Consider the following 24,967-nt stretch of genomic DNA (forward strand, 5'->3'; position numbering starts at 1 on the left):
CGGAACACCTCGTCGAGCACCTACGTCCCTTTGCGCAGAAGCTGGAGAATTTAATCTACTCCAAGATTGAAGATCGAAACGACCGAATGAACGACGGCGACCGATCGTTACCAATCCGGGAGGCAATTTGCTGACCACCACCGCGTCCGGCTCAACCCCAAGAGCGGACGCAACGGCAGTGGGGAGCCAGCTACAGCCGCAGCAACGTCGATTTTCCGCATCCGGAAGGGCCCAGGATGGTGGCGACCTCGCCGATCCATCGGGCATTAACTAGCTAGTCCGCATTTCCCCAGAAATCAGACATCTCGGAGTTCGCCGCGCTCGGACCGATGTAGTACGGTGAGGTTTGTAACGGATTGGTTTTCAAGGGAAACTAGAAGCGCAACGAACGCCGTGATGATGTCCAGCTCCACGCACCCGTAGCTCAGCTATAGAGCGTTGTCCTCCGAAGGCAAAGGTCACACGTTCGAATCGTGTCGGGTGCGCCAGCAGGGGTCCTTTGTTTTGCCCCCTGCGTTTCCAGCGTGCCCGCCGAGGCGAATTCAAAAGATCGAGCTTAAAGGGTGCAGCCGCTGCCGAGGTTCACAGGGCCGCGTGTTTGTCACAGGGAACGAGGGATCGCACCGGGGTCACTCGGCTAACCCTTACCGCAACTATTGCGGAAATCCTGCTCGGAGGAGAGCCTCCTTCCAGCGGTCACGATCCTGCGCGCGCCGTAGTGGGAGCCAAGTCAGTGACGATATTCTCTGCGATGGATCGAGTTGAAGAGCCTGCTTGGTCGCTTCGGCGGCTATGGTTTGATCGCCGCCCAATGCATTGCTGACCGCCATGATCCGCCAAGCCGGTGCAAAGGTCGGATGCGCGCGAGTGATCCGCTCCGCAAGACGCGCAGCTTCCTCGTACTGGCCGCAGTAAAAGTGAGCTGCCGCCATACCTAATTTCACCTGTGTCATGCTTGGACCCCGAGGGCTCAACCGCTCTGCTCGACGCAGATGCTCGAGTGCGGTCGGGTGCATGCCTAGCCCGATATGCAGGAAACCGCTAGCCTCCCAGCCTATTGCAAGATTGGCGTTCATGGAAAGACCGCGGCTAATGCACTCTGCGCCCAAGTCCAGCTCGCCACCGATGGATGCGAGTATCATTCCACCCACACATAGTGCTAAATCATTTAACTGGCCCAATTCGATTGCGCGGCGCGCGAGATGAATAGCCTCTGCACTCTCCTGCGCGGCGTCCACCATCCAGCCGTTCTGTGCACGAAGAACATAAGCTAGACCAGCCCAAGCATAGGCCGGCGCAAAATTTTCATCCAGTTCGAGGGCTTTGAGGAAATAACCGAGCGCCACTTCCGCATCGTTCTTGCTAAACTTGAATAGGTGCGAAAGACCCCTCAAATAGCAATCATAGGCATCCAGGCTGGCAGTCGGCTTTCGCGTGGCGCGCTCCATTTCTGCAAATACTACTTCTGTCACCAACTCTCCGACCACACTCGTTGCTACCTGGTCTTGGAGTTCGAACACGTCTTCCAGCTTGCCTTCGAACCGGTCCGCCCAGAGATGTGTACCTGTTGTGCTGTCAATCAGCTGGCCCGCAATGCGCACGCGTCCACCTGCCTTGCGGACGCTTCCTTCGAGCACGTAGCGAACTCCAAGTTCACGTCCGACCTGCTTTATGTCTATCGCCCTGCCTTTGTAGGTGAAGGAGGAATTGCGCGCGATAACGAACAGCGATTTGAACCGAGATAGGGCCGTGATGATGTCTTCGACGATGCCATCGGCAAAGTACTCCTGCTCGGGATCGCCACTCATATTCTGGAAGGGAAGCACAGCCAGCGAGGGCTTGTTCGGCAGAGGAAGTAACTCGGCTTCCTCCCTTGGCGGTCTTGAAACATGGCCGTGAGTTGCGCCGAAGTGGCCGACCTCATAGACCTGAATTGGCTCAGGAATGTTCTTGACGTGCCGGACACCCAAGTCGGTGAATGGGACTAACAACACCTTGCGCACTTGATCGTATGTCGCGCCAGAGACACAGACGCCTCCTGGCTTAGCCAAGGTCTCCAACCGCGCGGCAATGTTCACGCCGTCGCCGAACAGGTCCCCAGCCCGAACCATCACGTCGCCGATGTGGATACCGATGCGGAAACTTATGCGACGATCAGGTGCGAGACCTGAGTTCGCTTCGGCCAGAGCGGCCTGCGCCTCTACCGCGCACTGAACAGCATCCACGGCGCTTCCAAATTCGGCAAGGACACTGTCGCCAGCGGTGTTTGCTATGCGGCCCCTGTGCTCCCCAATGATCCTGTCGAGGATCGCGCGCCGTTCGGTCAGCCCCTTGAGCGTGCCGACCTCGTCGGTGCCCATGAGGCGGCTGTAGCCCTCTACATCTGCTGCGAAGACCGCGACGAGGCGTCGGCTCACTGCCACAGGGTCTGACATGCGTGCCTCAGTGCTAACCTGTGGCGAACAGTGTGGGCTGTGGGGCAACCATCGTCAATCAAAGCCTGAACCGACGATCAGCCCTCAGGCACCCCTGCCAACCGCATACCCTCAATGCCGCGTTCGCGCGCGGCAAGAACGGTCTGACCGAGCCGCAACGTTTACGCCATCGCCAAGGATGTCGTCGTCCTCGATCAGGATGTCCCCGAGATTGATCCCAATTCGGTACATCATATGCCGGTCCTGCGGGACACCTTCGCTCCTCTCGGTCATCACCGCTTGGCGAGGCGGCAATGGTCGGCGAGATCGGTGCGCTTGCGCCTCCAAAAAACTCACAGCCCGGCTCTCTACCTGTGCGCGCACCATCCCTTGCTCGCAATTTTAAAAATCTCCGAGGTAACATGAGGCCATTATTTTCATCGCCGGCCTCTAGGACATGATCGCAAAGCTCTCAAACGTGAAAATGTTCCACGAGCCAACCAGCATGACAAAGATCGATTCCCTCATCAATGAAATCCAGGATGGCGAGTTATCCGGGCCGACGAAGCGGCAGCTCAAGGCGCTTACGCGCATCACCGAGCTATTTGTCGCCGGCTCCGGTCGCCATTCGGGGCAGCAGCTCGAACTGTTCGACGAGGTGTTCAAAGCCCTTGTCGCCGTGATTGAGTTGAAGGCGCGGGCCAAGCTCGCCTGACACCTCGCGACCGACGGAGAGGCACCTGCGGCGCTGGTTCGCGCATTTGCCTTCGACGACAATATCGCTGTGGCGGCTCCGCTTCTCAGCCGATCGACCGTGCTCAGCGAGACCGATCTTGCGCATGGCGCCAACACCCTGAGCCAGGGTCATCTTTACGCAATCGCTCAGCGCCAGACGGTCAGCGAATTAATCACCGACATCCTTATCGAGCGCGGCGAAAGCAACGTGGTCCACGCCGTTGCGAAGAATGCCGGTGCGCGTATCTCGGAACGTGGTTTTCGCGACCTCATCCTGCGGGCCGGCAATGATTCCCAACTCGGGCTGCATGTTGGATCGCGGCGCGACATCCCGCGCCACCACCTCTTGGTGCTTCTTGAGACTGCCTCCGCGGAAGTCTACAGCAAGATCGTCGCGGCAAATCCGCAGTTTGTTGAAGCCGCGCAAGGAGCAGTGACGGAGGTAGTTGACGAAATAAATCTCGAAATACGTCAGAACTCCCCGGATCATGCCGAGGCGAAGAAAAGAGTGCGGCGTTTGAAATACTGGAAGGAACTTGGAGAATCCAAGGTTCACATGGCCGCACGTGCGCAGGATTTTGAGCAGGCGGTGCTGGCCCTGTCGGTTCTTGCGCGGTGTCCTATAGAGGTGGCTGAACGGGCGGTCCTCAATGAGAATCCCGGCGCTGTTCAGGTCGTCGCCAAGGCCGCCGGCTGTGCCTGGACAACCGTCAAAGCGCTGCTGCTGATGAGGGCAGCGAACCGGAGCCTGTCCAAGGCAGATCTCGAGCTTGCGCGCGCCAACTACGAGCGGCTTGAGGTCAGAGCGGCAAGGCGCGTGCTTGAATTCTACGATTCGCGCCGTCATCGGCGCGCTGCGACAGGTCCCTCAACCGTTCTGGAAGCCTCCGCGGATTTGGACGCTCCCATGAAGAATGGATACGCAGCCTGATGCGGGCGTCTTCTGGATCATGATCGATTGAGTGGAATCGCATCATGATCTCATCTCTTTGTTTGAGCGTGATCTCCGCGCAAACGCGTTTTTTTGCGCTTATTAGCTAAGGGAAAACCGGTTTCCACTTTGCCGCCAACGCGGCTCTTCGGGTCCGGATCGCTCTGGCACGGCTGGCGCAATCCGATCAGCTATTGCAGCAATCCGCGGGACCGGAACCGGGCTCGTATTGATCGTGCAGACGGACCCATGCCATCGGATAGGACAGGCCTTCTTCGTGTCGGCCAAGCGGAGTGAGGTCGAGATATTGATAGGCGGCGTTCATCATGTCGAGGCCGCGCGCAAAGCATGAATAGGTATGAAAGACGGTGCCGGCCTCGTCGCGGTAAAAAGCACTGATCCCAGGCGCTTCCTCGACGCTGAATTCGGAGGTGCCGAAGTTGTAGATCTTGGCGCTCGAGTTGATCTCGTCCGGCTTGAACGACACCGCATAGTCGAAATTGAAATCGGTATTCGCCGAGGACAGCCAGTCGAAGCTCCAGCCCATCCGGGCCTTGAACGCCTCCAGCTTGTGCGAGGGCGCGCGCGAAACCGCGACCAGAGTGGTGTCCCGCGCAGAAAGATGCGGGATCATGCGGTCGAACTGGTCGGCCCAGAACGAACAGCTCTTGCAGCCTTCGTTCCAGTCGGGGGCGAACATGAAATGCTGCACCACGAGCTGGTGGCGCCCGTCGAACAGATCGGCCAGCGTTTTTCTCCCGGCCGCGCCGTCGAAAACATAGGTCTTGTCGACCCTGACCCAGGGGAGCGCGCGGCGTTCCTCGCTCAGCCGGTCACGCGAGCGCGTAAACTCCTTTTCATGGGCCATCAGGGCCTTGCGGGCTTCCAACCATTCCTCGCGCGATGCGATCTTGTGCGGCTGCATGGCATGCTCCTGACTTCAGGCGTTCTGGCGCGACTTTCAGCGCTTATAAGGTGGTTAACGATCTCGGAACGCGAGCAGAGAAGTTAGCATGAAAAGCGAAACTGCACTGCAACTTCGCATCGGTATGATCCGACCCCGACAGCAGTCATCCAAAACTGTACGGGGAAACACAATGCGCAAGGTCTCTCTCACTTCGGTGGTTTTCATGCTTTCGCTGGTGCCAAACCTCGCCGGCGCGGGCTCACGTTCGATCGAGGTTGAGCCGGCCGCGGTGCCGCCCGGCTTTGAAACCTATCGTGGCTATGTCTTCGACCTCTCGGAGAATTCGGACCGCAAGGATAGCGGCGCAATTGCCGAAAGCTTCCGCCATCAGCTCGATATCGTGGAGAGCGTTGGCTTGAGCCCAAAGGTGCTCGAGTTTTTTCACTCGGTGCCGATCATCGCCAGCGAAATGGCTTGTCTCGAGTTGGGCGCCGGGATCGCCTGCTACGGTCCACCCGCAAGGATCCAACGCGACGCCCCTCGCACCTACACGACCTGGGATGAAACGAACCGGCGCTGGAGTAATCCGAACTTTCTTGACTTGGCCGCCGACGCTGGGGTTGGCGTGATCATGCTGCGTCCGAATATGCTGAAATATGCCGAAGATCCCGTCATCCTGCACGAGCTGCTTCATGCCTACCACGCCAAGCTGATGCCGCAAGGCTTCGACAATCTCGGCATCAGGGCGTTCTTCGCCGATGCGACCAGCAAGAATGTATTCGGCAAGGAAGAATACGCGCTGTTTAACCACAAGGAATTCTTTGCCGTGACCGCAAGCATTTTTCTGGCGGGAAAAGAGTCGATCCACGAACCGCACACGCGTGCGGCTTTGAAGGAGAAGCTGCCGAAATACTACAAATATCTCGTCGAGCTGTTTGGATTCGACCCGGAGGGAACAACTCCGGTCGCCAGCAGCACGAGCCAGCCAGAGGCGTCTAGCGACGCCATCTCGCACGGCGGGACCTGATATCGAGAAATTAGTTTCGTCGGCGCTAGTGCGGCGAATTTGAAGTTCCTATCAATGCCTCTGCACCACTGATATAGGAACTTCAAATTCAAAACCGCACTAGAAACCAATAATTGCCAGAACTCCCTTGATTCCGAAGTTCGCCTCAGAGGTCGCCGCGATAGCTTGCGAACTCCGGAATCGGAGCTCTGGACCTCGTCCGCGCTGACGAAGCCGCCTATTCCACCTTTATCCCGGCGTACTTCACCACCTTTTCCCATTTTTCCGTCTCGGCCTTGATCATCGCGCCAAAGGCCTCAGGCGCCGCGATCAGCGGCTCGCCGCCAAGTTCGATCAGGCGTTTGCTGATCTCGGGCTCGGCCAGCACCGCGTTGATCTCCCGGTTCAGTTTCCCGACGATTTCGGGCGGGGTCTTGATCGGCGCACCCATGCCGAACAGCGCGCTCGCCTCATAGCCGGGAATGGTCTCGGCCACCGTCGGCACGTCGGGCAACTGCGGTGATCGCTCCGCTGTCGTCACGGCCAGCGCGCGGAGCGCACCGCCACGGACATGCTCGATAATCGACGGCATGTTGTCGAAGATGACCTGAACGCGATTGCCGAGCATGTCGGTGATCGCGGGCGCCGCGCCGCGATAAGGCACATGCAGCATCTTCGCGCCCGACATGGCCATGAACAACTCTCCGGACAGGTGCACCGATGTGCCGTTGCCCGATGACGCCAGGTTCACCTTGCCGGGATTGGCCTTCACATAGGCGATGAACTCGGCGACCGTCCTGGCTGGAACCTGCTTCGCCACCGTCATGACGTTGGGGACGCGAATGAAGGCGGCGACCGGGGCGATGTCGCGGACGAAGTTGAAATTGAGATTGGTGTAAAGCGAAGCGTTGATGAAATTGGCGGGATTGACCAGCAGCACCGTGTAGCCGTCGGGGTCAGCCTTGACCACGGTCTCGGTGCCGATGTTGTTGCCGGCCCCTGGCTTGTTCTCGATCACGAATTGCTGGCCGAGCCGCTCCGATAACCGCTGTCCGATCAACCGGGCGAGAATGTCGGTCGCGCCGCCGGCCGGATATCCGACGACGAACCGGACCGGTCGCGTCGGATAATCAAGCGCCCAGGTGCTGACGACGGGCCAGGCGAGGGCGTACAAGCCAAATGTCACCAGACCCATTGCAATGCGGCGTAATGCCATACGTTTTCTCCATGCAGCGCCGAACTTGTCGGTTCCGGTTCGATCCCGTTGGATTTTTGCGGTCCGCGTTGTAACAAACAAACTGCGGGGCTGCCAACTAGGCCCCTCCATTTTCAATACCGGAAGGGTCGTCCATGTCGATCAAGGTCAATGCGCTCGACCACATCGTGATCAACGTCGCCGATGTTGCTCGCACCGCCGAGTGGTATCGAAAGATCCTCGGCATGGAAATCAGGGTGTTCGCCCCCGGGCATGGCAAGACGGCGAGGACATCGCTGGTGTTCGGGAAGCAGAAGATCAATGTGCGGCCGCTGGGTGCCGACAAGGTCGAGTGGTTTACCGCCGATCACGAAAGCGCCGGAAGCGACGATCTGTGCTTCCTGACGTCGAGCACGCCCGAGCAGGTCGTGGCACATCTGAAGGCTTGCGGCGTGTCGATCGAGGAGGGCCCCGTGACGAAGCAGGGCGCGCGGGGTGCGTTGCGCTCGGTCTATTGCCGGGATCCCGACGGCAGCCTGATCGAGATTTCGTCGTATGAGGATGATCCGGATTAGGGTCTCGATCTGAACGTCACTGCGAGCGCATAGCAGGGACGTGAAAGGGAATATCCCGCAATCAATACGCCCCGAGCGTCACCGGGCGGAATGCCTGCAGCAAGTGCTGATCAAACTTGCCCTTCATTTGCTCCATCATCGCGAAGGCCTTGGCGTGCGTGAAAGGCAGCCGGTGAGGCCGCTGCTCCACCAGCGCGGAGTAGACATCGACAATCGTCGTCAGCCGCACGATGTCGCTGATCCGATCGCCCTGCAGGCCGTTGGGATAACCGGTCCCATCCAGGAATTCGTGGTGGTGCAGCACCACATCGAGCATCTCCGGGGGGAAGCTGCCCTGGGCGGCGAGAGCCTCATAGCCAAGGCGCGGATGCCTGCGGATCACGGTTATCTCTTGCTCGGTCAGCGCGCCCGGCTTGTCGAGAATCGCAACCGGAATGAACGCCTTGCCGACGTCGTGCAGGAGTGCGGCGCGCGTCAGTCGCCGCTGGTCGTCCTCATGCATGCCGAGGTGCTGCGCAAAAGCCACCGCAAAGCCGGTCACATAGAGGCAGTGGCGATAGCTGTCGGTGTGATGGCAACCGATCGCGGTCAGCCATTCACGCAGCGAAGAATGCTTGATGGCTTTTAGAATCTTGTTTTCGGCGGCGACGATGTCGCTGAATTTCAGGGGCTCGCCGGCGGGAAGCTTGTTGAAAATCTTGACCATGACCTCGTGCGCGGCGGCAACGCCTCGGTTCAAGAGCTTGCCGCGGTCGCTGGCATCGAATCCCTGGCTGTCCGGAAAGGCGGCGCGGATCCGTTGCAATATGCCGGCGGCGTCGAACGGCCGCGAAATCGTGTCGGTGGCCCCCAACGCCCAGGCCTGCATCGAGCCGTGGTGAAGCGCATCCGCCAGAACAAACAAACGCGGCATCGCGCGGTAACCTTCCTGGCGAAGCTTGTTTCGAACCCGCTGTACGCTTTCGGCGGAACGCAGATTGATGTCGACCACAACGCCCGAGAAATCGGCCGGACTTTCGGGCAGTTCCGAAGTCGAGACCGTTTCCACCTCGCCCACGGATTGCAGGATTTTCTCCAGTTCGCGGCTTTTGTCGCAATTGTCGGATGCCAACAGCAGGCGGCGTTTGGAGGAACTGGTTTGCGTTGACATGGGGCCTCGTTGACGGATGCGGTTGGCTGGTGCGGTGGATTTGACTTCGTTTCAGTATCGCCGCGAGTCCTCATAAAACTGGGACACTGGATCACGATGCGATTAAGTGGAATCGCATCATGATCTGATCTCTTTGTTTGAGCATGATCTTCTCGGAAAACCGGTTTCCACTTTTCCGGATCATGCTCCAGGTGCCAAGCTACCGAAAACACATTCCCCGAGGCTTAAGAGAGATTATAAATGCGGAGCTTTTGACAAAGATAAAATTTGAAAGACCTGCCGATCGCCCGCGAAGCGGCGGCGAGCTTGGCCCGCGAATTTCGAATTCTTTCCAAGGCGCGAGCAAAAAAATCCGCCGGAGGAAGCCCTCCGGCGGAAGATATTGTCGCTTCGCAGGTCTTTTAGGCCTTCATCGCCGCCTTGACCGCCTCTGCCGTGATCGGCAACCCGCGGACGCGGGCGCCGCTCGCATTGAAGACGGCGTTGCCGATGGCCGGAGCGACCACCGTCACAGCCGGTTCGCCGACGCCGGTGGCGGGCTCGCCGTTGGCGATGACGGTGACGGCGACTTCAGGCAACTGGCTCATCCGCAGCGGCGTGTAGGTATCGAAGTTGGTTTGCTCGATACCGCCATCCTTCAATGTCGCCTTCTCCAACAGCGCAAGCGACATGCCCCACAGCGCCGCGCCTTCGACCTGGGCGCGGATGCCGTCGGGGTTCACTTGCGTGCCGACGTCGGTGGCCACCGTCAATTTCTTGACCTTGACCTCGCCGCTCGGAGCAACGGCAACATGGGCCACGCACGCGGTCCAGCTTGCCGTCTTTCTTTCCTGCGACGACACGCAGGCCACGCCCATGCCCTCACCCTTCGGCAGTTGCTTGGTGCCGTAGCCGGCGAGACCCATCGCCGCGAGCAAAGTGTTGCGCAGGCGTTGCGCGCCACCGGCATTGTCGCCCTTGCCATCCAGCAGTTCGATGCGGAACTGGGCCGGATCCTTGCCGGCCGCAGCGGCGATCTCATCGATCATGCTTTCAATGGCCCAGAAGGTCCAACCAGGTGCCACAGAGCGCAGCTGCCCGGACGGGGTGGCGTTGTGCGCCATCTCGTTCTTGATCGCTCGCACATAGTGGTTGGGCACGGTGTAGAAGAAGTCCGCACCGTTCACCGTGAAGGCGTCGAGCGGGCCCTTCTTGTCGACCGACGGCGACAGGAAATCAGGGATTCCCCAGCGCTGAGTAGGCCATGCCGAGACCACGTCATGGCTCAGCGCGACCAGCTTGCCATCGCCGTCGACGCCGGCCTTGATCTTCTGGTAGGTCAGGGGACGGGAGAAATCCATCGTCATGTCGTTCTCGCGCGTGAAGATGACCTTGACCGGCTTGCCGACGGCTTTCGCCGCCTGCACCGCCGGCACCATCATGTCGGCATCGAGACGCCGGCCAAAACCGCCGCCCAGCCACATCTGATGCATCACCACGAACTTCGGATCGATTCCAGCGGCACCCGCGGCGATCGCGCCGGAGCGCGTCGCAAACTGGTTGCCGGAATAGATGTGCAGGATGTCGCCCTTGAACTCGGCAGTGGCGTTCATCGGCTCCATTGGCGCGTGGATGTTGATGTTGGTGGTGTATTCTGCCTCCAACACCTTGGCCGCCGTGCCCAACGCCGCAGCCGGGTCGCCGTCCTTGACAAAGAACTGCCCGGAATCGCTGAGACCCTGCAGCCGCTTCGCTTCGTCGAACAGCGATTGGCTCGACAGCTTGGCGTTCGGGCCGCCGTCATAGTCGACCTTTAGCGCCGCTGCCGCCTTCTTGGCGTTGGCGTAGGTATTGGCTACCGCCACTACCCAGCCGGTTGTCGTCCCGGTCTTGTCGTCGAGCGTCACCGCCTTGATGAAGCCGGGCACTTTCTTCGCCGCACTATCGTCGACCGATTTCACGGTAGCGCCATAGCGCACCGGCGGCGTGACGAGCGCGCCATGGACCATGCCGGGCAGCATGACGTCGATGCCGTATTTGGCCGTTCCGTTGGTCTTCGACGGGATGTCCAGTTGCGGAACCGCAACGCCGATCATGGTGTATTGATCGGGCGACTTGAGCTTGATCGCCTTGAGTTCGTCGGGCGTGAAGGTCTTGGTAGCCTTCCCGCTTTTCACGATTTCCGCAAACGTCATCGACTTCTTCGATTTCGGATTGGTAATCGTGGAGTCCCTCACCACCAGGTCGCCGGCTTGCACGCCCATCGCAGCGGCTGCGGCTTCGGTCAATGCGATGCGGCCCGCGGCACCTGCGCGGCTCATCGCATCGAAGTTCATCATCGTGCTCCAGCTTCCGCCGGTGATCTGGGCGCCAAGCACGGGATCGTTGAACTTCGGATCGTTGGATGCGAGCTGGACCCGCATGTCCTTCCAGCTTGCGCCGAGTTCTTCGCAGATGATCTGCGCCATGGTCGAGGCAATATGCTGGCCCATGTCGGCCTTGCCGCAGGTGATGGTAACGATCCCGTCCGGCGCGATCGAATACCAGACGCTGGGATCGAAGCTGCTCGTCGCAGCGAACGCCTGATCGGCGCCCAGGAGGCCCGGGACGGCCGAATAGCCGAGCGCAAGACCAGCGGCCGCGGAACCGACGAGGAATGAGCGTCGGCTGAGATCAGCCGGCTCGCTTTGGGTGATTTTCACGTGCGTATTCATGTTGCCCTCCGCTCGGTGCCGGAGTTGGAAGCGGTGCGCATTTCGGAGGCCGCACGCATGATCGCCTTCTGAATGCGCGAATAGGTCATGCAACGGCAGAGATTGCCGTCCATATGGGCCACCACTTCTTCCTTGGTCGGGTTGGAATTCTTCGCAAGCAGCGAGGCTGCCTGCATGATCTGCCCGGACTGGCAGTAGCCGCATTGCGGGACCTGCTCTGTGATCCACGCCTTCTGCAAGGGGTGATCGCCCTTGGCGCTCAGACCCTCGATGGTCGTGATCTTTTTGCCGGCCGCATCGCTCAGCGAGGTCTGACAGGAACGCACAGCTTCGCCGTTGAGGTGAACGGTGCAGGCGCCACAGAGTCCCGCGCCGCAACCGAATTTCGTACCGGTCATCTGCAATTGCTCGCGAATGACCCAGAGCAGCGGCGTGTCGCCGGCCGCTTCGACGGACATATTCCGTCCATTGATATTGAGACTAGGCATGGTTTTCTTCCCCTGCCGGTGCAAGATTGCCGCTTACGGCGGAACTCATTGTTCTTGTTAGCTGGCACCCACCGGACCGATGCCAGACGCGGGAGAATGATAGCGATCCATTCAGGAGGCAATGCTTTTGGAATTGGCTGCAAAAAATAAATTGCGAGCGCATTTTGCACTGCGGCAATAATGCTGTCGTATCTGTCGATTGTTGGCCGAAGCCTCGCTACAACTGCGTTGGTTAAGGGCGAGTTCTCGACCTTGGGGCTCTTCAATTCCGCCACGCGGAATTCGTACTCTCTAGAAATCGGATGGAACACGTGGGACACGACATCAAGCTGACGGCTTCGGACAATTTTCAACTTGGCGCCTATCGCGCCGACCCAACCGGCACGCCGAAAGCGGCGGTGGTCGTGATCCAGGAAATCTTCGGCGTCAACCACCACATCCGCTCCGTCTGCGATCGTCTTGCCAACGAGGGTTATGTCGCGATCGCGCCCGCGATCTTCGACCGTATCGAACGCAATTTCCAGTCCGGCTATTCGCCGGACGAGATCACGGTGGCGCGCAAGTTCGTCGCCAATCCCGACTGGGCAGCGATGCTGCGTGACACCCAGGCCGCCATCGATGTCGTCAAGAATGTCGGTCCGGTCGGGATTGTCGGCTTCTGTCTTGGCGGAAGCATCGCTTATGCCGCAGCGACCAGGCTGACGGGCCTGTCCGCCGCGGTCGGCTATTATGGTGGCGCGATCGTCCGTTTCGCCGACGAGGCGCCGAAAGTGCCGACCCAGCTTCATTTCGGCGAGAAGGATGCGAGCATCCCGCTCAGCGACGTCGAGATCATCCGCGCCAAGCGGTCCGACGTGGAGATCCACATCTATCCCGGCGCGCAGCACGGCTTTCATTGCGATGAACGGGCAAGTTACGACAAGGCCAGTGCCGATATCGCATGGCCGCGCAGCCTTGCTTTCTTCGCCAGGCATTTGAAGTGACGCCAAAGGCGTCATCCCGGGGCGCGAATGAAGTGAGCGAACCCGGGATCTCGAGATTCCCCGATGCGCAATTGCGCATCTGAGGTCTGGTGCTTACGCACCATCCCGGAATGACAAAGGACTTCGTCCTTCGTCAGAACCAGCGTTCGCCGACGAGGATGGTGTCGCCGGGGCGCGAGCGGCCTAAGGCCGGCTTCCCGTCGATGCGAGGCAATCAGACCGAGACGCCCGCGCCGATCGGACACGAGACACCGGTGCCGCCCAGCCCGCAATAGCCGGCGGGGTTCTTGGCCAGATATTGCTGATGATAGTCCTCGGCGAAATAGAACTCGCCGGCGGGTGCGATCTCGGTGGTGATTGCAGCGAGGCCCTTTGCCGCCAGCGCCTTTTGGTAAGCGGCCTTGGATGCATCGGCGGCTTTGCGCTGCGCTTCGTTGAAGGTGTAGATCGCGGACCGATACTGCGTACCCACGTCATTGCCCTGTCGCATGCCCTGGGTCGGGTTGTGGCTTTCCCAAAATGTCTTCAATAGCTGATCGTAGGAAACCCTTTTCGGATCGAACACGACAAGCACGACCTCGGTGTGCCCGGTACGTCCCGAGCAGACTTCTTCATAGGTGGGATTCCTGGTGTGACCACCCGCATATCCCGCAGCCGTCGTGTAGACGGCGTCGCCGAGCTCCCAGAATTTGCGTTCCGCGCCCCAGAAACAGCCAAGACCGAACACCGCTTGCTCCAGGCCGGCAGGATAAGGCGGCTTCAATGGATGACCGTTGACGAAATGGCGGGTGGCGGTCGGAATCGGATCGGCACGACCGGGCAGCGCCTCGGCCGCGCTCGGCAGCGTGGTGGTCTTGCGCATGAACAACATGGTTACCTCCTGGCGTCAGGATGTCGGAGGGATCCTGCACCTTAGGTCGAATATATAGGTCGTTGCTTGGGTCGCCAAAGCCCCTGTTACGCCGATGGCCGGCCAGCCGTCGACCGGCCTTTCACGTGATAACGTCGCCACGACCCGACGCGATCACCGTAGCGTGAGCCGACGTCCTCAGGCGCGCTTACCGAGCAAAATGCCGGTCCAAGTAATCAGATAGGCCGGGGCGAGGAACAACAGCGAGTAGAGGGCGACGTTCGGGGTCGGCGCGAGCAGATACAGGGCGACGCCAATCAGCGCCGTGCCAGTCGAAGCAATCCAGAAGTACAGGCGTGGGTCTCGCTTCGCCGGTGTCTGTGCATGGTCCGAAGCGGCAGCGGCGGTCATCTTGTTCTCCAAAAACAATGGGAGCATAGTCTCATCGTTGCAACCAACACGCGACGCATTTTATCACTTTCTGTTTGGTCGGCAAGGCAGCCGCCGCAGGTGGCAGCCGTCGGCGCGACTGTTGGCCGGGGTGACATTCATGCATATCCAGGCGGTGACAGGGGACCAGCTTTTTCGATTCAGCAGGGCCGTCTTCATCATTGCGGTTTGCGTCGCGCTCAATCTTGTCGGCGTGCTGATTTCGCGCGAGGTCGAAAGCATTCTTTTTCTTGATCTGGTGGGAACGGCCATCGCGTCCCTGATCTATGGTCCGATCCATGGCGCTTTGGTGGGATTCGTTTCCAACGGAATCGGCGAATATCTGGGCTTCAAATATTATTTCCTGTTTGCTCTCGTGCAGGCGATTTCCGCCGCCGCCTGGGGAATCATTCCACGATTGTCGAAGGGGTATTTTTGCACGGACTTCTTCAACGACGGCCGAGATAAGGCAGAGATCAAATACGACTACCCGCGCTTGTTCTGGGGATTAATCTGGGTCAGCTTTGTCTCAAATGTGCTGGCCAGCCTGACCATTGCCTTCCTGATGTCGGCCTATAACCAATACCTGTCTTGCGAAGCTGCGGTCGTGATCGCCCGGGAGGTTCCGAACTTTCCCGGCATTATTCTTTGCGACGCCGCCAGGTTGCTGTTTTCGGAACCCGGCTATCACCTCAAGCATCCCTTCTGGGAGATTGCCGTTGCCAAGGCAGCGTTGGGATGGCCGGACCATCTGGTCGCCCTTTCGGTCGCAGTGCTGGTGGTGGCCTATCTGCTGCCCGGCCGGCGCTACATGATGACCGGCATGTTCGGGCAAACCTTCGTCACTCAGCGCAGAGGCCTGGCGACTGCGTTCGCCATCATATTCGTAGTCCTGTCGCTTTATCGCATTTGGTTTGCGTTCGGTCTCGGCGAAGGGACCGGGGTCGTCTGGGACCTGTTCGTCCTGGTGGCCTACACCAACGTGATGTTGCTGGTGTTCATTTACTCGCCCTACGAATTCGACGCTTTCCAGCAGAATTACACGCAGCATATTTTCGATGGCGTGAACAACGACCTGGAACGCGCTTATGAAGACAGCCTTAAGCTGGTCACCGTGCTCTCGGTCATCATTTTCTGGTTCATCAAGTCGCATTGCTTGACCGACGAATGCACCACGAGTTCGCTGTTCAACCGGAGCGGCGGAGACAAGATCACCGGCTTTCTGGGCGTGGTATTCGTGATCACGTTCATCCGCTATCTGTCGCTGATCACCGCGCGTTCCAACCGGGTCATTGCTTCGCGCGCATCGAAAGGATGTTCCACTAGACCGGCCTGACGCTGGCTTCGGTCTCGCCGATTTGCGCTGCCACGAATGAGGCGGCATGGGCGAGGGAGGTGTTATCAAGGCATTTGATCCCTCAGTCCCTGGAATAGCCGATCAACGGCTTGCGCGGTCGAAACAGCAGCATCAGCAGAATTCCGAATATCCCCATCACGGCAAAGGCCGGCTGATCCAGTATGACGCGGAACACGCTGTTCCACAGCCAGGGCGACTTGGCCGCGACCCAGGCATGGAACGCCAGCTGGCTCGACTGATGTACGTCGTTCCAGAAATCGCCGAACCGGGTGAAGCGCAGGGTGTTGTCGGCGACGAAGCGCGCCCCGTCATAGACCATGAAAACAAATCCGCCAGCGAGGAGCAGTAGCCCCACAAGGCGGAAAAAACCGCGGATCATGCTTCACCCTTTGTCACGCGCCAAGTGTTTCGGTTCCGAGGTTCGTATCATCATGAGGTGGCTTGGCTTGCGAATTATGGAATCGAAAAAGACACTGGCAATAGATTGGATCCGGTGTGGCTTTGGTTCAGACAATGAGCAGCACCAGTGACGCGGACTTGCCAACCGCCATACCGGGGCCAGCCATTACCGGGGCAGCACGGGAAATTCAACCTCATCAGCGCCTTATCGGCCTTTTGGCACACCCCCCGCGGGCTCCCGGGAAGGCAGAAGGCGTTGACGCTGCGCGGAGGTGGCTCTATAAGGCCCGCAATGGCGGCGGGCGCAATCCCGCCGCCGCTGTCTTTGAGCATCGCCGCCGTATGAGCACGCCTTCCGAGCCTGTGCGCCGGGGGGGGCATTCTCAAGAGAGCACCGTAAGACATATCAGCGTCGATCAGGCGAACCGTCGGCACGCTCACGCCCGTCCGCGCTTCCGTCAATGCCGAAGGACAATTGAGAACATGGCCAATACTACTTCCGCCAAGAAGGCGACGCGCAAGATTGCCCGCCGCACCATCGTCAACAAATCCCGCCGCACCCAGATGCGCAGTTCGGTGCGATCCGTCGAAGAGGCGATCAAGCGCGGCGACCGTGAGGCTGCACTAAAGGCGATGGCGCACGCCGAACCGGAGCTCATGAGAGCGGCGCAGGGCAAGATCATTCACAAGAACAATGCAAGCCGGAAGGTCTCGCGGCTGGCGCATCAGATCGCGAAGCTCGCGAAATAAGCGGTCGACCAACGGCGGTCCATGAGAGCCCGGCCTTGCCGGGCTTTTTTTCTTTATCACGAAATCTCTTGACCCGTGAATTTTCACCGCGCCGTGTCCTGGCCGACATATGACGCGGGCCGATGAAGGCACAGACCTGGCAAATGCAGGCGATAGCTGCCAGACTTTGCCATCGAAATCGCAATCGCAACAACGCGGCAGCGGCGGACATCCAGGGGTTACCCTGCTTCGACGAACAAAAAAAAACGCGTTTGCGTAGTCACTTATCGGCATAGCGGCGAGGAGTTGTTTGAAAATTCGCCTCAGCCTTGCCCGAAAGTAAACAATTTATGAATTTATTTTGGGCGCGCGCTGAAAATGTGACACCTGCTTTGCGTTTCGAATCTTCGCACAGATTCAAAATCTTGCGGCTTCGCAAGATGGCCACCGCCTGGGTGGGCGACCGCCAAGTCGTTTTTGGTGGCAGTCGCGATGAATCATTTTCGTTGCGGGAAACAAGGCATGATGTATCTCTAAGTACGTTCGCTGCGCCCACGGCTCTTGAGACCAGCGCGGGTTTAAGGATCGGGGCGGACGTGCAAATCGGCGGCGGTGTGCGCGTTGGCGACGCTTTCCAAGTGATTAGCGGAGTCAAATCCATAGCTATATGGGTAACGGAGTTCTGTGTCGAAATTTCTCAGGCGGGGCACGCGTCTCGCTCGCTTCGAACAAGAGAAACAAACGCAGGCCTGCCGAACATACCGAAAGCGAAGCGGGCGAACGGGGTCGGGGTTAAGAGGGCGGAGCGAACGGCGTAACAACTGAAGAATTGGATTTTCAGATGACGCTGATCGAATTTGAACCGTTTGGAATGACGACTTGCCGTGAATAGTGGCGGTAAGAGGGGGAGGTCGTATGTCTTACGAAATTGTAGTTTTTTATCTAAAGCCATTTTCAGACGATAGTCTTTTGAGCGTTTTGGAGACTGCCTGCACGCGGCCTCCCGCGCGAGCTCCGGATCGACCGTTGAGTATGCGCTGACCTCACGAGCGTTTTCCTTTTCAGCCGATGATCTGCCTGACGGCTTCACGCCGAACGGGAGAGCCATGGGCGAAGAAGGAAGCTTCGCTGAAGGTCGGTGCCGGACACGTGCCCGGCAATTTCACCCTCAACAAAACTCTTTCAGAGAAGTCCCAGGGCAATGACAAATACGGAACAGGATCGTTGGTCTCGCGTGAAAGGCAGGCTGCGCTCGAGCGTCGGAGAAGACGTCTATACCAGCTGGTTTGCGCGCATGGACCTGGAAGGCGTCCAGGATGAAAGCGTGCATCTTTCGGTTCCCACGCGGTTTCTGAAGAGCTGGATCCAGGCGCACTACGCCGAGCGCGTCCTTTCGTGCTGGCAGGCCGAGATGCCGGAGGTGCACCGGATCGATCTCACAGTGCGCTCGGCGATGCGATGTGCGGCGCCCGTCAAGGAGACCGTGGCGCCGGTCGATGCGCGCCGCCCCGAACGGCTGGATGGAAGGCCGTTTGCCGAATTGCGCGCGACCGCGACCGCGCCTGTCTCCGCCAGCCATGATGCGCTCGGCGGTTCGCCGCTCGACCCGCGCCTGACATTCGCAAGTTTCGTGATCGGGCGCTCCAATACGCTGGCCCATGCCGCGGCACGCCAGGTGGCGGAAGGCCGGCGCGGCGATCCCGTGATGTTCAACCCACTCTATATCCATGCCGGCGTCGGTTTGGGAAAAACCCATCTGTTGCAGGCCGTGACCTGGGCCGGCAATTCCGGCAACGAACGCAAGGTACTCTATCTCACCGCCGAAAAATTCATGTATGGCTTCGTGGCGGCGCTGAAGACGCAGACGGCGCTGGCGTTCAAGGAGGCGCTGCGCGGCATCGATGTGCTTGTCATCGACGATCTGCAATTCCTGCAGGGCAAGTCGACCCAGGCTGAATTCTGCCACACGCTGAACGCGCTGATCGATGCCGGCCGCCAGGTGGTGATCGCGGCCGATCGTCCGCCCTCCGACCTCGAGAGCCTCGATGATCGCGTTCGCTCGCGGCTTGCGGGCGGTCTTGTCGTGGAGATGGGCTCGCTCGGCGAGGAGTTGCGGCTTGGCATTCTCCGCTCGCGCGTCGCCGCGGCGCGAGCCCATCACGCCAGTTTCGATGTTCCCGAACTGGTGCTGGAATATCTCTCCCGCACCATCACCCACAACGGCCGCGATCTCGAGGGCGCCATCAACCGCCTGCTCGCGCACAGCAAGCTCAACGCCCAGCCGGTGACGCTGGAAATGGCCGAGCGCGAGGTGCGCGACCTGATCCGTCCGCAGGAACCCAAGCGCATCAAGATCGAAGACATCCAGCGCGTGGTGGCGAGGCAGTATAATGTGAGCCGCTCCGACCTGTTGTCGTCGCGCCGCACGGCCAATGTCGTTCGTCCGCGCCAGGTGGCAATGTATCTGGCCAAGACGTTGACCCTGCGCTCGCTGCCCGAAATCGGCCGCCGGTTCGGCGGGCGCGATCACACCACCGTCCTGCACGCAGTGCGCAAGATCGAGGCCCTGGTGGCCAAGGATGTCGCGCTCTCCGAAGAGGTCGAGTCTCTCAAGCGTCAACTGCAGAGCGAGTAGCCGCTGAGCGTGTCGGTTCCCTGCTCCGTCCGCGGGGCAGGGACGCAGGTGAGAACTTGAACCCGCCGGGGAGCAACGCCGGGCGCTTTCCTGCTCGTTTGCCGAGGGCAAAACGTGGGGAACGGCTCGCGCATCTCTTGCACTTGCGCCCCATCCGCGCCACTTTGAGGTCCCCCCGAAGGCCTTGATCCGCCCAGTTTGATCGGGCATTCGGGTCCAGACGCCGCGGCGTGCCTTTGCGCGCCGGCTCGGCTTTCCCATCTTTCGGATCGGGCGGGTATTGCAATGAAGGTTACCGTCGAACGCGCGCAACTCCTGAAATCGCTGGGGCACGTCCATCGCGTGGTCGAGCGCCGCAACACCATCCCGATCCTCGGCAACGTGCTCCTTCGTGCCGAAAATGCGCGGCTGTCGCTGAAGGCCACCGATCTTGATCTGGAGGTGACGGAGACACTTGCCGCCGAAACCGCGACCGCCGGCTCGACGACCGTGCCGGCGCACATGTTCTACGATATCGTGCGCAAACTTCCCGAAGGCGCGCAGATCGTGCTGGAAGGCGACAGCGACCGTGCGGTGCTGGCGATCCGCGCGGGGCGCTCGCGCTTCACGCTGCAGACCTTGCCGGAAAACGATTTTCCCGATCTTGCCGCCGGCGACATGTCGCATTCATTCGCCCTTGCGGCCGCCGACATGAAGCGGCTGATCGACCGGACGCAGTTTGCGATCTCGACCGAAGAGACCCGCTATTACCTGAACGGCATCTATTTGCACTCCGCCGGCAGCGCCAAGGCCGCAACCTTGCGCGCGGTGGCGACCGACGGGCATCGTCTGGCCCAGATCGATCTGGCTTTGCCCAAGGGCGCCACCGGCATGCCTGGCGTGATCGTGCCGCGCAAGACCGTCGGCGAAGTGCAGCGCCTGATCGAGGACAACGAGGCCGAGATCAGGATCGAGCTCTCGCAGGGCAAGATCCGTTTCACCCTCGGCAACGCGGTGCTGACCTCGAAACTGATCGACGGCACGTTTCCGGATTATGGCCGCGTCATTCCGCAGAACAACGACAAGGAACTCGTCATCGACAAGAAGGATTTCGAAGCAGCAGTCGACCGTGTCTCGACGATTTCGAGCGAGCGCGGCCGTGCGGTGAAGCTGGCGCTGTCGGCCGGCAAGCTGGTGCTCTCCGTCACCAATCCGGATTCCGGCAGCGCGACCGAGGAACTCGAGGTCGAATACGCCTCCGATCCGCTCGATATCGGATTCAACTCGAGATATCTGCTCGATATCGCGGCCCAGATCGAGGGCGAGGTTGCGGTGCTGAAGCTGGCCGACCCGGGTTCGCCGACGCTCGTGCAGGACAAGGATTCCAAGGGCGCGCTCTACGTGCTGATGCCGATGCGGGTGTAGTTGCCACCCTCCGAAGGGAGAGGGACGAAGGCCGCCATGACCGCCTCCCGCATTCGCCGCCTCTCGCTGACGCATTTCCGCAACTATCGCGCGGCGAGCCTTGCGACGGGCAGCGACATGGTCGTGCTGGTCGGCCCGAACGGCGCCGGAAAGACCAACTGCATCGAGGCCATCTCCTTTCTTTCGCCCGGACGCGGCTTGCGCCGCGCCACGCTCGAGGATGTTGCAGACAACGAGGGCGACGGCTCGTGGGCGGTTTCCGCCGAAGTGGAAGGCGCCCTTGGGCTCGCTACGCTGGGCACCGGCATCGACGCCCCGATCGGGGAGGCTTCTGCGACGACCCGGCGCTGCCGCATCGACCGCGAGAGCGTGTCTTCGGCGGCTGCGTTCGGCGATCATTTGCGCATGGTGTGGCTGACACCTGCAATGGACGGCCTGTTTCTCGGGCCGGCCTCGGAGCGGCGGCGGTTTTTCGACCGTCTGGTGCTCGCCATCGACAGCGAGCACTCGGCGCGGGTGTCGGCGCTCGACCGCTCCTTGCGTTCGCGCAACCGCCTGCTCGAGGTGCGCAATTACGACGACCATTGGTGCGACGCCATCGAACGCGAGACGGCGGAACTCGCCGTGGCGGTGGCGGCGATGCGCGGCCAGACCGCGCTCAAACTGGCCGGGATGCTACGCGCGCGCGGCGAGACATCTGCGTTTCCTTCCGCCGAGATCATGCTCGACGGCTGGATGGAAAACGCGCTGATGAGCGAACCTGCGACTGCCGTGGAAGATCGCTATCGGGAAATCCTTCGCGAGAACCGCGCCCGCGATGCCATTGCCGGCCGCACGCTCGATGGTCCGCACCTCACCGACCTGCAAGTCGTTTACGCGCCGAAAAACACGCCGGCCCGCGACGCCTCGACCGGCGAGCAGAAGGCGCTCCTGATCGGGCTCGTGCTCGCCCATGCCAGCCTGGTTGCGGAAATGACCGCCATCACGCCGCTGTTGCTGCTTGACGAGGTGGTGGCTCATCTTGATCCCGGCAGGCGCATCGCGTTGTTCGATGAACTCTCAAGATTGGGCGCGCAAGTCTTCATGACCGGCGCCGATCCTGCGGCCTTCGCCGACGTCGGCGCCGCGTGCGAAATTTTTGCGGTCGAATCCGGCCGGATCACGCCGCGGGTCTAGAGCATGATCCGGAAAAGTGGAGACCGGTTTTCCGAAAGATCATGCTCAAACAATGAGATGAGATCATGATGCGATTCCACTTTATCGCATCATGATCTAGGCGCGCCCAAGGCTCGCGGAACTCAGCGAAAGCGAGCGGAAGAGGAAACAGGAGGCGAAAAGTGAGGCTGCGAATCGCACTTTTGCAGAGGCTTCAAAACGGCTTGTTGCGGCCTTGAAAAACTGCCTAAAAACCTTATCTGTTCAGTAGTTTACTGACCAAGACTTTACGCTAGGCGCGCCTCCTCTTTCATGGCAGAAATAGCCTGATCAGGGCCCCTTTCGCGCCGCTGATTCGAAGACATCCTCGAAGGCCTCACATGACCGAACCTGCCCGGCAATCGATTGCCGACACTGAGCATTCCATTCCTGTCGAATATGGTGCGGAATCGATCCGGGTCTTGAAGGGGCTCGACGCCGTCCGCAAACGGCCTGGCATGTATATCGGCGACACCGACGACGGCAGTGGCCTGCACCACATGGTTTATGAAGTCGTCGACAACGCCATCGACGAGGCGCTCGCGGGCCATGCGACCTCGGTGGAAGTCGTTCTCAACGCCGACGGCTCGGTCACGGTGCGCGACGACGGCCGCGGCATTCCGGTCGACATCCACAAGGGCGAAGGCATTTCCGCAGCCGAGGTCATCATGACCCAGCTGCATGCAGGCGGAAAATTCGATCAGAATTCCTACAAGGTGTCCGGCGGATTGCACGGCGTGGGCGTCTCCGTCGTCAACGCGCTGTCGAGCAAATTGCTGCTCAAGGTCTGGCGCGACGGCAAGGAGCATTTCATCGAATTCGTGCATGGCGATTCGGTGGCGCCGCTGAAAGTGGTCGGCGAGGCCCATGGCAAACGCGGCACCGAAGTGACGTTCCTCGCCTCCAGAGAGACCTTCACCAACGTCGAATACGATTTTGCGACGCTTGAGCACCGCCTGCGCGAGCTCGCCTTCCTGAATTCCGGCGTCAACATCATCCTCTCCGACATGCGCCACGCGGTCGAGAAGCGGGAGGAAATGCGTTACCAGGGCGGCGTCGAGGAGTTCGTGAAATATCTCGATCGCAACAAGAAGGCGATCGTGCCCGCACCGATCATGGTCAAGGCCGAGATGAATGGCATCGGCGTCGAAGCGGCATTGTGGTGGAACGACAGCTATCATGAGAATGTGCTGTGCTTCACCAACAACATTCCCCAGCGCGACGGCGGAACCCATCTCGCGGGTTTCCGCGGCGCGCTGACGCGCCAGGTCAACTTCTATGCTGACGCCAATGCGAAAAAGGAAAAGATCCAGCTCACCGGCGACGATTGCCGGGAGGGACTGACCGCCGTGCTGTCGGTGAAGGTGCCGGATCCGAAATTTTCCTCGCAAACCAAGGACAAGCTCGTGTCCTCGGAAGTCCGCCCCGTGGTCGAGAATGTCATCAACGAGGCGCTCCAGGCCTGGTTCGAGGAGCATCCGTCGGAAGCCAAGGTGATCGTCGGCAAGGTGATCCAGGCCGCGGCCGCCCGCGAAGCCGCGCGCAAAGCGCGCGAGCTCACCCGCAAGAATCCGCTCAGCGTCTCGTCCCTGCCCGGCAAGCTGGCCGATTGCCAGGAGAAAGATCCCGCAAAGAGCGAGATCTTCATCGTCGAGGGCGACTCGGCCGGTGGGAGCGCCAAGCAGGGCCGCAATCGCGAATTCCAGGCCATCCTGCCGTTGCGCGGCAAGATCCTCAATGTCGAGCGCGTGCGCGCCGACAAGATGCTGTCATCTGAGCAGATCGGCACGCTGATCACCGCGCTCGGCACCGGCATCAGCGACGATTTCTCGATCGACAAGCTGCGCTATCACAAGATCATCCTGATGACCGACGCCGACGTCGACGGCGCCCACATCCGCACACTGCTTCTGACCTTCTTCTACCGGCAGATGCGCGAGATCATCGATCAGGGCTATCTTTATATCGCCCAGCCGCCGCTCTACAAGGTTACGCGCGGCAAATCCGAGCAGTATCTGAAGGACGAGCGCGCGCTGGAGGACTACCTGATTTCGACCGGGATCGAGGAATGCGTGTTCAAGCCGGCCTCCGGCGATGACCGCGCCGGCCGCGACCTGTTGGCGCTGGTGGAAGACGCCCGCGTCATCCGCGCCGTACTGCGCAACCTGCACAGCCGTTATAACCGCAAGGTGGTCGAACAGGCCGCGATTGCGGGCGTGCTGCGGCACCAGGTTTTTGGCGATCTGCCGAAGGCGGTCGCCGCCGCTGAATACATCGCGCGTCGTCTCGATGCGCAGGCCGACGAGGTCGAGCGCGGCTGGATCGGACGTTTCGAGGAAGGTGCAGGTTTCGTGTTCGAGCGCACGGTGCGCGGCGTGAGGGACGTCGCCGTACTCGATCATGCACTGTTGGGATCGGCCGATGCGCGCAAGCTCGATGAATATGCGGTGAAGCTGCAGGAGGCCTATGGGCGTCGGGGCGTGCTCAGGCGGAAGGACGCCGAAACTCCGGTTCACGGCCCCGTCGACCTGTTCGAGGCAGTGATCGAGGCAGGCCGCAAGGGTCTGACCTTGCAACGCTACAAAGGCCTCGGCGAGATGAACGCCGATCAGCTCTGGGAGACCACGCTCGATACCGAAGCGCGCTCGCTGTTGCAGGTCAAGATCAAGGAGGTCGACGAGGCCGACGACATCTTCACCAAGCTGATGGGCGACGTGGTCGAGCCGCGGCGCGAATTCATCCAGGATAATTCGCTCAGCGCCAATGTAGACGTGTAGGGCGCGCCGTCGGCAACGATCCGCCTGGACTCAAGGGGCCTGCCGGAGAGGTGAGCAGCCTCACCGGCATTTCGTAAGGGGGCCGTTTTCACCCCATCCAGACAAGTCGGGGATGT

The 24,967-nt window shown here is 60.3% G+C and carries 22 protein-coding genes and 1 tRNA gene; 13 read left to right on the forward strand and 10 right to left on the reverse strand.

Going from position 1 to position 24,967, the window contains the following annotated elements; genetic code table 11:
* Positions 1-190: 190 nt before the first annotated feature.
* Positions 191-256, reverse strand: a complete 66-nt coding sequence (locus VNX23_RS31105) for an ATP-binding cassette domain-containing protein (RefSeq protein ID WP_414643043.1) — start codon at positions 254-256, stop codon at positions 191-193.
* Positions 257-413: 157 nt separating this feature from the next.
* Between VNX23_RS31105 and VNX23_RS20975 the strand changes: the two genes are divergently transcribed.
* A tRNA-Arg gene (locus VNX23_RS20975) sits at positions 414-488 on the forward strand.
* Between the two features lie 165 nt (positions 489-653).
* On the opposite strand, the gene VNX23_RS20980 is transcribed toward VNX23_RS20975, so the two are convergent.
* Complete coding sequence (locus VNX23_RS20980) at positions 654-2,435, reverse strand: adenylate/guanylate cyclase domain-containing protein (protein ID WP_325633153.1); 1,782 nt, start codon at positions 2,433-2,435, stop codon at positions 654-656.
* A 484-nt stretch (positions 2,436-2,919) separates the two neighbouring features.
* Here VNX23_RS20980 and VNX23_RS20985 point away from each other — a divergent pair, with 484 nt between their 5' ends.
* Both VNX23_RS20985 and VNX23_RS20990 read left to right on the forward strand, forming a co-directional pair.
* Positions 2,920-3,129: a hypothetical protein gene (locus VNX23_RS20985; RefSeq protein ID WP_325633155.1), complete on the forward strand. Its 210-nt coding sequence runs from the start codon at positions 2,920-2,922 to the stop codon at positions 3,127-3,129.
* 69 nt (positions 3,130-3,198) lie between these two features.
* Complete coding sequence (locus VNX23_RS20990; RefSeq protein ID WP_325633157.1) at positions 3,199-4,080, forward strand: DUF2336 domain-containing protein; 882 nt, start codon at positions 3,199-3,201, stop codon at positions 4,078-4,080.
* A gap of 187 nt (positions 4,081-4,267) precedes the next feature.
* Here the strand turns inward: VNX23_RS20990 and VNX23_RS20995 are convergent, their stop codons facing one another.
* Complete coding sequence (locus tag VNX23_RS20995; protein WP_325633159.1) at positions 4,268-5,005, reverse strand: thioredoxin family protein; 738 nt, start codon at positions 5,003-5,005, stop codon at positions 4,268-4,270.
* Between the two features lie 172 nt (positions 5,006-5,177).
* Between VNX23_RS20995 and VNX23_RS21000 the strand changes: the two genes are divergently transcribed.
* Entirely contained in the window at positions 5,178-6,014 is an 837-nt protein-coding gene (locus VNX23_RS21000; RefSeq protein WP_325633161.1) for a hypothetical protein, read from the forward strand.
* A gap of 217 nt (positions 6,015-6,231) precedes the next feature.
* Here VNX23_RS21000 and VNX23_RS21005 read toward each other — a convergent pair whose 3' ends face one another.
* Positions 6,232-7,209, reverse strand: a complete 978-nt coding sequence (locus tag VNX23_RS21005) for a tripartite tricarboxylate transporter substrate binding protein (protein WP_325633163.1) — start codon at positions 7,207-7,209, stop codon at positions 6,232-6,234.
* 134 nt (positions 7,210-7,343) lie between these two features.
* Here VNX23_RS21005 and VNX23_RS21010 point away from each other — a divergent pair, with 134 nt between their 5' ends.
* Positions 7,344-7,763 carry a VOC family protein gene (locus tag VNX23_RS21010; protein WP_325633165.1) on the forward strand — a complete coding sequence of 140 codons (420 nt, stop codon included), beginning with the start codon at positions 7,344-7,346 and terminating at the stop codon, positions 7,761-7,763.
* A 61-nt stretch (positions 7,764-7,824) separates the two neighbouring features.
* Here VNX23_RS21010 and VNX23_RS21015 read toward each other — a convergent pair whose 3' ends face one another.
* Positions 7,825-8,913, reverse strand: a complete 1,089-nt coding sequence (locus VNX23_RS21015) for an HD-GYP domain-containing protein (protein ID WP_325633167.1) — start codon at positions 8,911-8,913, stop codon at positions 7,825-7,827.
* Between the two features lie 267 nt (positions 8,914-9,180).
* Between VNX23_RS21015 and VNX23_RS21020 the strand changes: the two genes are divergently transcribed.
* Complete coding sequence (locus VNX23_RS21020) at positions 9,181-9,318, forward strand: hypothetical protein (RefSeq protein ID WP_325633169.1); 138 nt, start codon at positions 9,181-9,183, stop codon at positions 9,316-9,318.
* Here the strand turns inward: VNX23_RS21020 and VNX23_RS21025 are convergent.
* A complete protein-coding gene (locus VNX23_RS21025; RefSeq protein ID WP_325633171.1) occupies positions 9,315-11,606 on the reverse strand; it encodes a xanthine dehydrogenase family protein molybdopterin-binding subunit in 2,292 nt (763 codons plus the stop codon). The genes VNX23_RS21020 and VNX23_RS21025 overlap by 4 nt on opposite strands.
* Positions 11,603-12,094, reverse strand: coding sequence for a (2Fe-2S)-binding protein (locus VNX23_RS21030; RefSeq protein ID WP_325633173.1), 492 nt, complete (start codon positions 12,092-12,094; stop codon positions 11,603-11,605). Before VNX23_RS21030 ends, VNX23_RS21025 begins: the two co-directional genes overlap by 4 nt.
* Positions 12,095-12,405: 311 nt before the next feature.
* Between VNX23_RS21030 and VNX23_RS21035 the strand changes: the two genes are divergently transcribed.
* Positions 12,406-13,077: a dienelactone hydrolase family protein gene (locus VNX23_RS21035; RefSeq protein ID WP_325633175.1), complete on the forward strand. Its 672-nt coding sequence runs from the start codon at positions 12,406-12,408 to the stop codon at positions 13,075-13,077.
* A gap of 214 nt (positions 13,078-13,291) precedes the next feature.
* Here VNX23_RS21035 and msrA read toward each other — a convergent pair whose 3' ends face one another.
* Positions 13,292-13,948 (reverse strand): peptide-methionine (S)-S-oxide reductase MsrA, encoded by a 657-nt coding sequence (gene msrA / locus VNX23_RS21040; RefSeq protein ID WP_325633177.1) that lies wholly within the window; start codon positions 13,946-13,948, stop codon positions 13,292-13,294.
* A 177-nt stretch (positions 13,949-14,125) separates the two neighbouring features.
* A complete protein-coding gene (locus VNX23_RS21045) occupies positions 14,126-14,338 on the reverse strand; it encodes a hypothetical protein (RefSeq protein WP_325633179.1) in 213 nt (70 codons plus the stop codon).
* Between the two features lie 139 nt (positions 14,339-14,477).
* Between VNX23_RS21045 and VNX23_RS21050 the strand changes: the two genes are divergently transcribed.
* Positions 14,478-15,692, forward strand: a complete 1,215-nt coding sequence (locus tag VNX23_RS21050; RefSeq protein ID WP_325633180.1) for a hypothetical protein — start codon at positions 14,478-14,480, stop codon at positions 15,690-15,692.
* An 82-nt stretch (positions 15,693-15,774) separates the two neighbouring features.
* On the opposite strand, the gene VNX23_RS21055 is transcribed toward VNX23_RS21050, so the two are convergent.
* Positions 15,775-16,092, reverse strand: coding sequence for a hypothetical protein (locus VNX23_RS21055; RefSeq protein WP_325633182.1), 318 nt, complete (start codon positions 16,090-16,092; stop codon positions 15,775-15,777).
* Between the two features lie 503 nt (positions 16,093-16,595).
* Here VNX23_RS21055 and rpsT point away from each other — a divergent pair.
* From rpsT to gyrB, 5 genes are all read left to right on the forward strand, one after another.
* Positions 16,596-16,862, forward strand: coding sequence for a 30S ribosomal protein S20 (gene rpsT, locus VNX23_RS21060; RefSeq protein WP_325633184.1), 267 nt, complete (start codon positions 16,596-16,598; stop codon positions 16,860-16,862).
* Between the two features lie 1,180 nt (positions 16,863-18,042).
* Positions 18,043-19,476, forward strand: coding sequence for a chromosomal replication initiator protein DnaA (dnaA, locus tag VNX23_RS21065; protein ID WP_325633185.1), 1,434 nt, complete (start codon positions 18,043-18,045; stop codon positions 19,474-19,476).
* Positions 19,477-19,761: 285 nt separating this feature from the next.
* Positions 19,762-20,880 carry a DNA polymerase III subunit beta gene (dnaN, locus tag VNX23_RS21070; RefSeq protein ID WP_325633187.1) on the forward strand — a complete coding sequence of 373 codons (1,119 nt, stop codon included), beginning with the start codon at positions 19,762-19,764 and terminating at the stop codon, positions 20,878-20,880.
* Positions 20,881-20,916: 36 nt separating this feature from the next.
* A complete protein-coding gene (gene recF, locus VNX23_RS21075; RefSeq protein WP_325633189.1) occupies positions 20,917-22,056 on the forward strand; it encodes a DNA replication/repair protein RecF in 1,140 nt (379 codons plus the stop codon).
* 359 nt (positions 22,057-22,415) lie between these two features.
* Positions 22,416-24,851 (forward strand): DNA topoisomerase (ATP-hydrolyzing) subunit B, encoded by a 2,436-nt coding sequence (gene gyrB / locus VNX23_RS21080; RefSeq protein ID WP_325633191.1) that lies wholly within the window; start codon positions 22,416-22,418, stop codon positions 24,849-24,851.
* Positions 24,852-24,967: the final 116 nt, after the last annotated feature.

Source organism: Bradyrhizobium sp., assembly GCF_035570375.1.
Taxonomy (GTDB): Bacteria; Pseudomonadota; Alphaproteobacteria; order Rhizobiales; family Xanthobacteraceae; genus Bradyrhizobium.

What these genes read in the sequence shown, in the direction of transcription:
- VNX23_RS20980 (WP_325633153.1), bottom strand. Translation starts at nt 2,435, where the DNA reads ATGTCAGACCCTGTGGCAGTGAGCCGACGCCTCGTCGCGGTCTTCGCA.
- VNX23_RS20985 (WP_325633155.1), top strand. Translation starts at nt 2,920, where the DNA reads ATGACAAAGATCGATTCCCTCATCAATGAAATCCAGGATGGCGAGTTA.
- VNX23_RS20995 (WP_325633159.1), bottom strand. Translation starts at nt 5,005, where the DNA reads ATGCAGCCGCACAAGATCGCATCGCGCGAGGAATGGTTGGAAGCCCGC.
- VNX23_RS21000 (WP_325633161.1), top strand. Translation starts at nt 5,178, where the DNA reads ATGCGCAAGGTCTCTCTCACTTCGGTGGTTTTCATGCTTTCGCTGGTG.
- VNX23_RS21005 (WP_325633163.1), bottom strand. Translation starts at nt 7,209, where the DNA reads ATGGCATTACGCCGCATTGCAATGGGTCTGGTGACATTTGGCTTGTAC.
- VNX23_RS21010 (WP_325633165.1), top strand. Translation starts at nt 7,344, where the DNA reads ATGTCGATCAAGGTCAATGCGCTCGACCACATCGTGATCAACGTCGCC.
- VNX23_RS21015 (WP_325633167.1), bottom strand. Translation starts at nt 8,913, where the DNA reads ATGTCAACGCAAACCAGTTCCTCCAAACGCCGCCTGCTGTTGGCATCC.
- VNX23_RS21025 (WP_325633171.1), bottom strand. Translation starts at nt 11,606, where the DNA reads ATGAATACGCACGTGAAAATCACCCAAAGCGAGCCGGCTGATCTCAGC.
- VNX23_RS21030 (WP_325633173.1), bottom strand. Translation starts at nt 12,094, where the DNA reads ATGCCTAGTCTCAATATCAATGGACGGAATATGTCCGTCGAAGCGGCC.
- msrA (WP_325633177.1), bottom strand. Translation starts at nt 13,948, where the DNA reads ATGTTGTTCATGCGCAAGACCACCACGCTGCCGAGCGCGGCCGAGGCG.
- VNX23_RS21045 (WP_325633179.1), bottom strand. Translation starts at nt 14,338, where the DNA reads ATGACCGCCGCTGCCGCTTCGGACCATGCACAGACACCGGCGAAGCGA.
- VNX23_RS21050 (WP_325633180.1), top strand. Translation starts at nt 14,478, where the DNA reads ATGCATATCCAGGCGGTGACAGGGGACCAGCTTTTTCGATTCAGCAGG.
- VNX23_RS21055 (WP_325633182.1), bottom strand. Translation starts at nt 16,092, where the DNA reads ATGATCCGCGGTTTTTTCCGCCTTGTGGGGCTACTGCTCCTCGCTGGC.
- rpsT (WP_325633184.1), top strand. Translation starts at nt 16,596, where the DNA reads ATGGCCAATACTACTTCCGCCAAGAAGGCGACGCGCAAGATTGCCCGC.
- dnaA (WP_325633185.1), top strand. Translation starts at nt 18,043, where the DNA reads ATGACAAATACGGAACAGGATCGTTGGTCTCGCGTGAAAGGCAGGCTG.
- dnaN (WP_325633187.1), top strand. Translation starts at nt 19,762, where the DNA reads ATGAAGGTTACCGTCGAACGCGCGCAACTCCTGAAATCGCTGGGGCAC.
- recF (WP_325633189.1), top strand. Translation starts at nt 20,917, where the DNA reads ATGACCGCCTCCCGCATTCGCCGCCTCTCGCTGACGCATTTCCGCAAC.
- gyrB (WP_325633191.1), top strand. Translation starts at nt 22,416, where the DNA reads ATGACCGAACCTGCCCGGCAATCGATTGCCGACACTGAGCATTCCATT.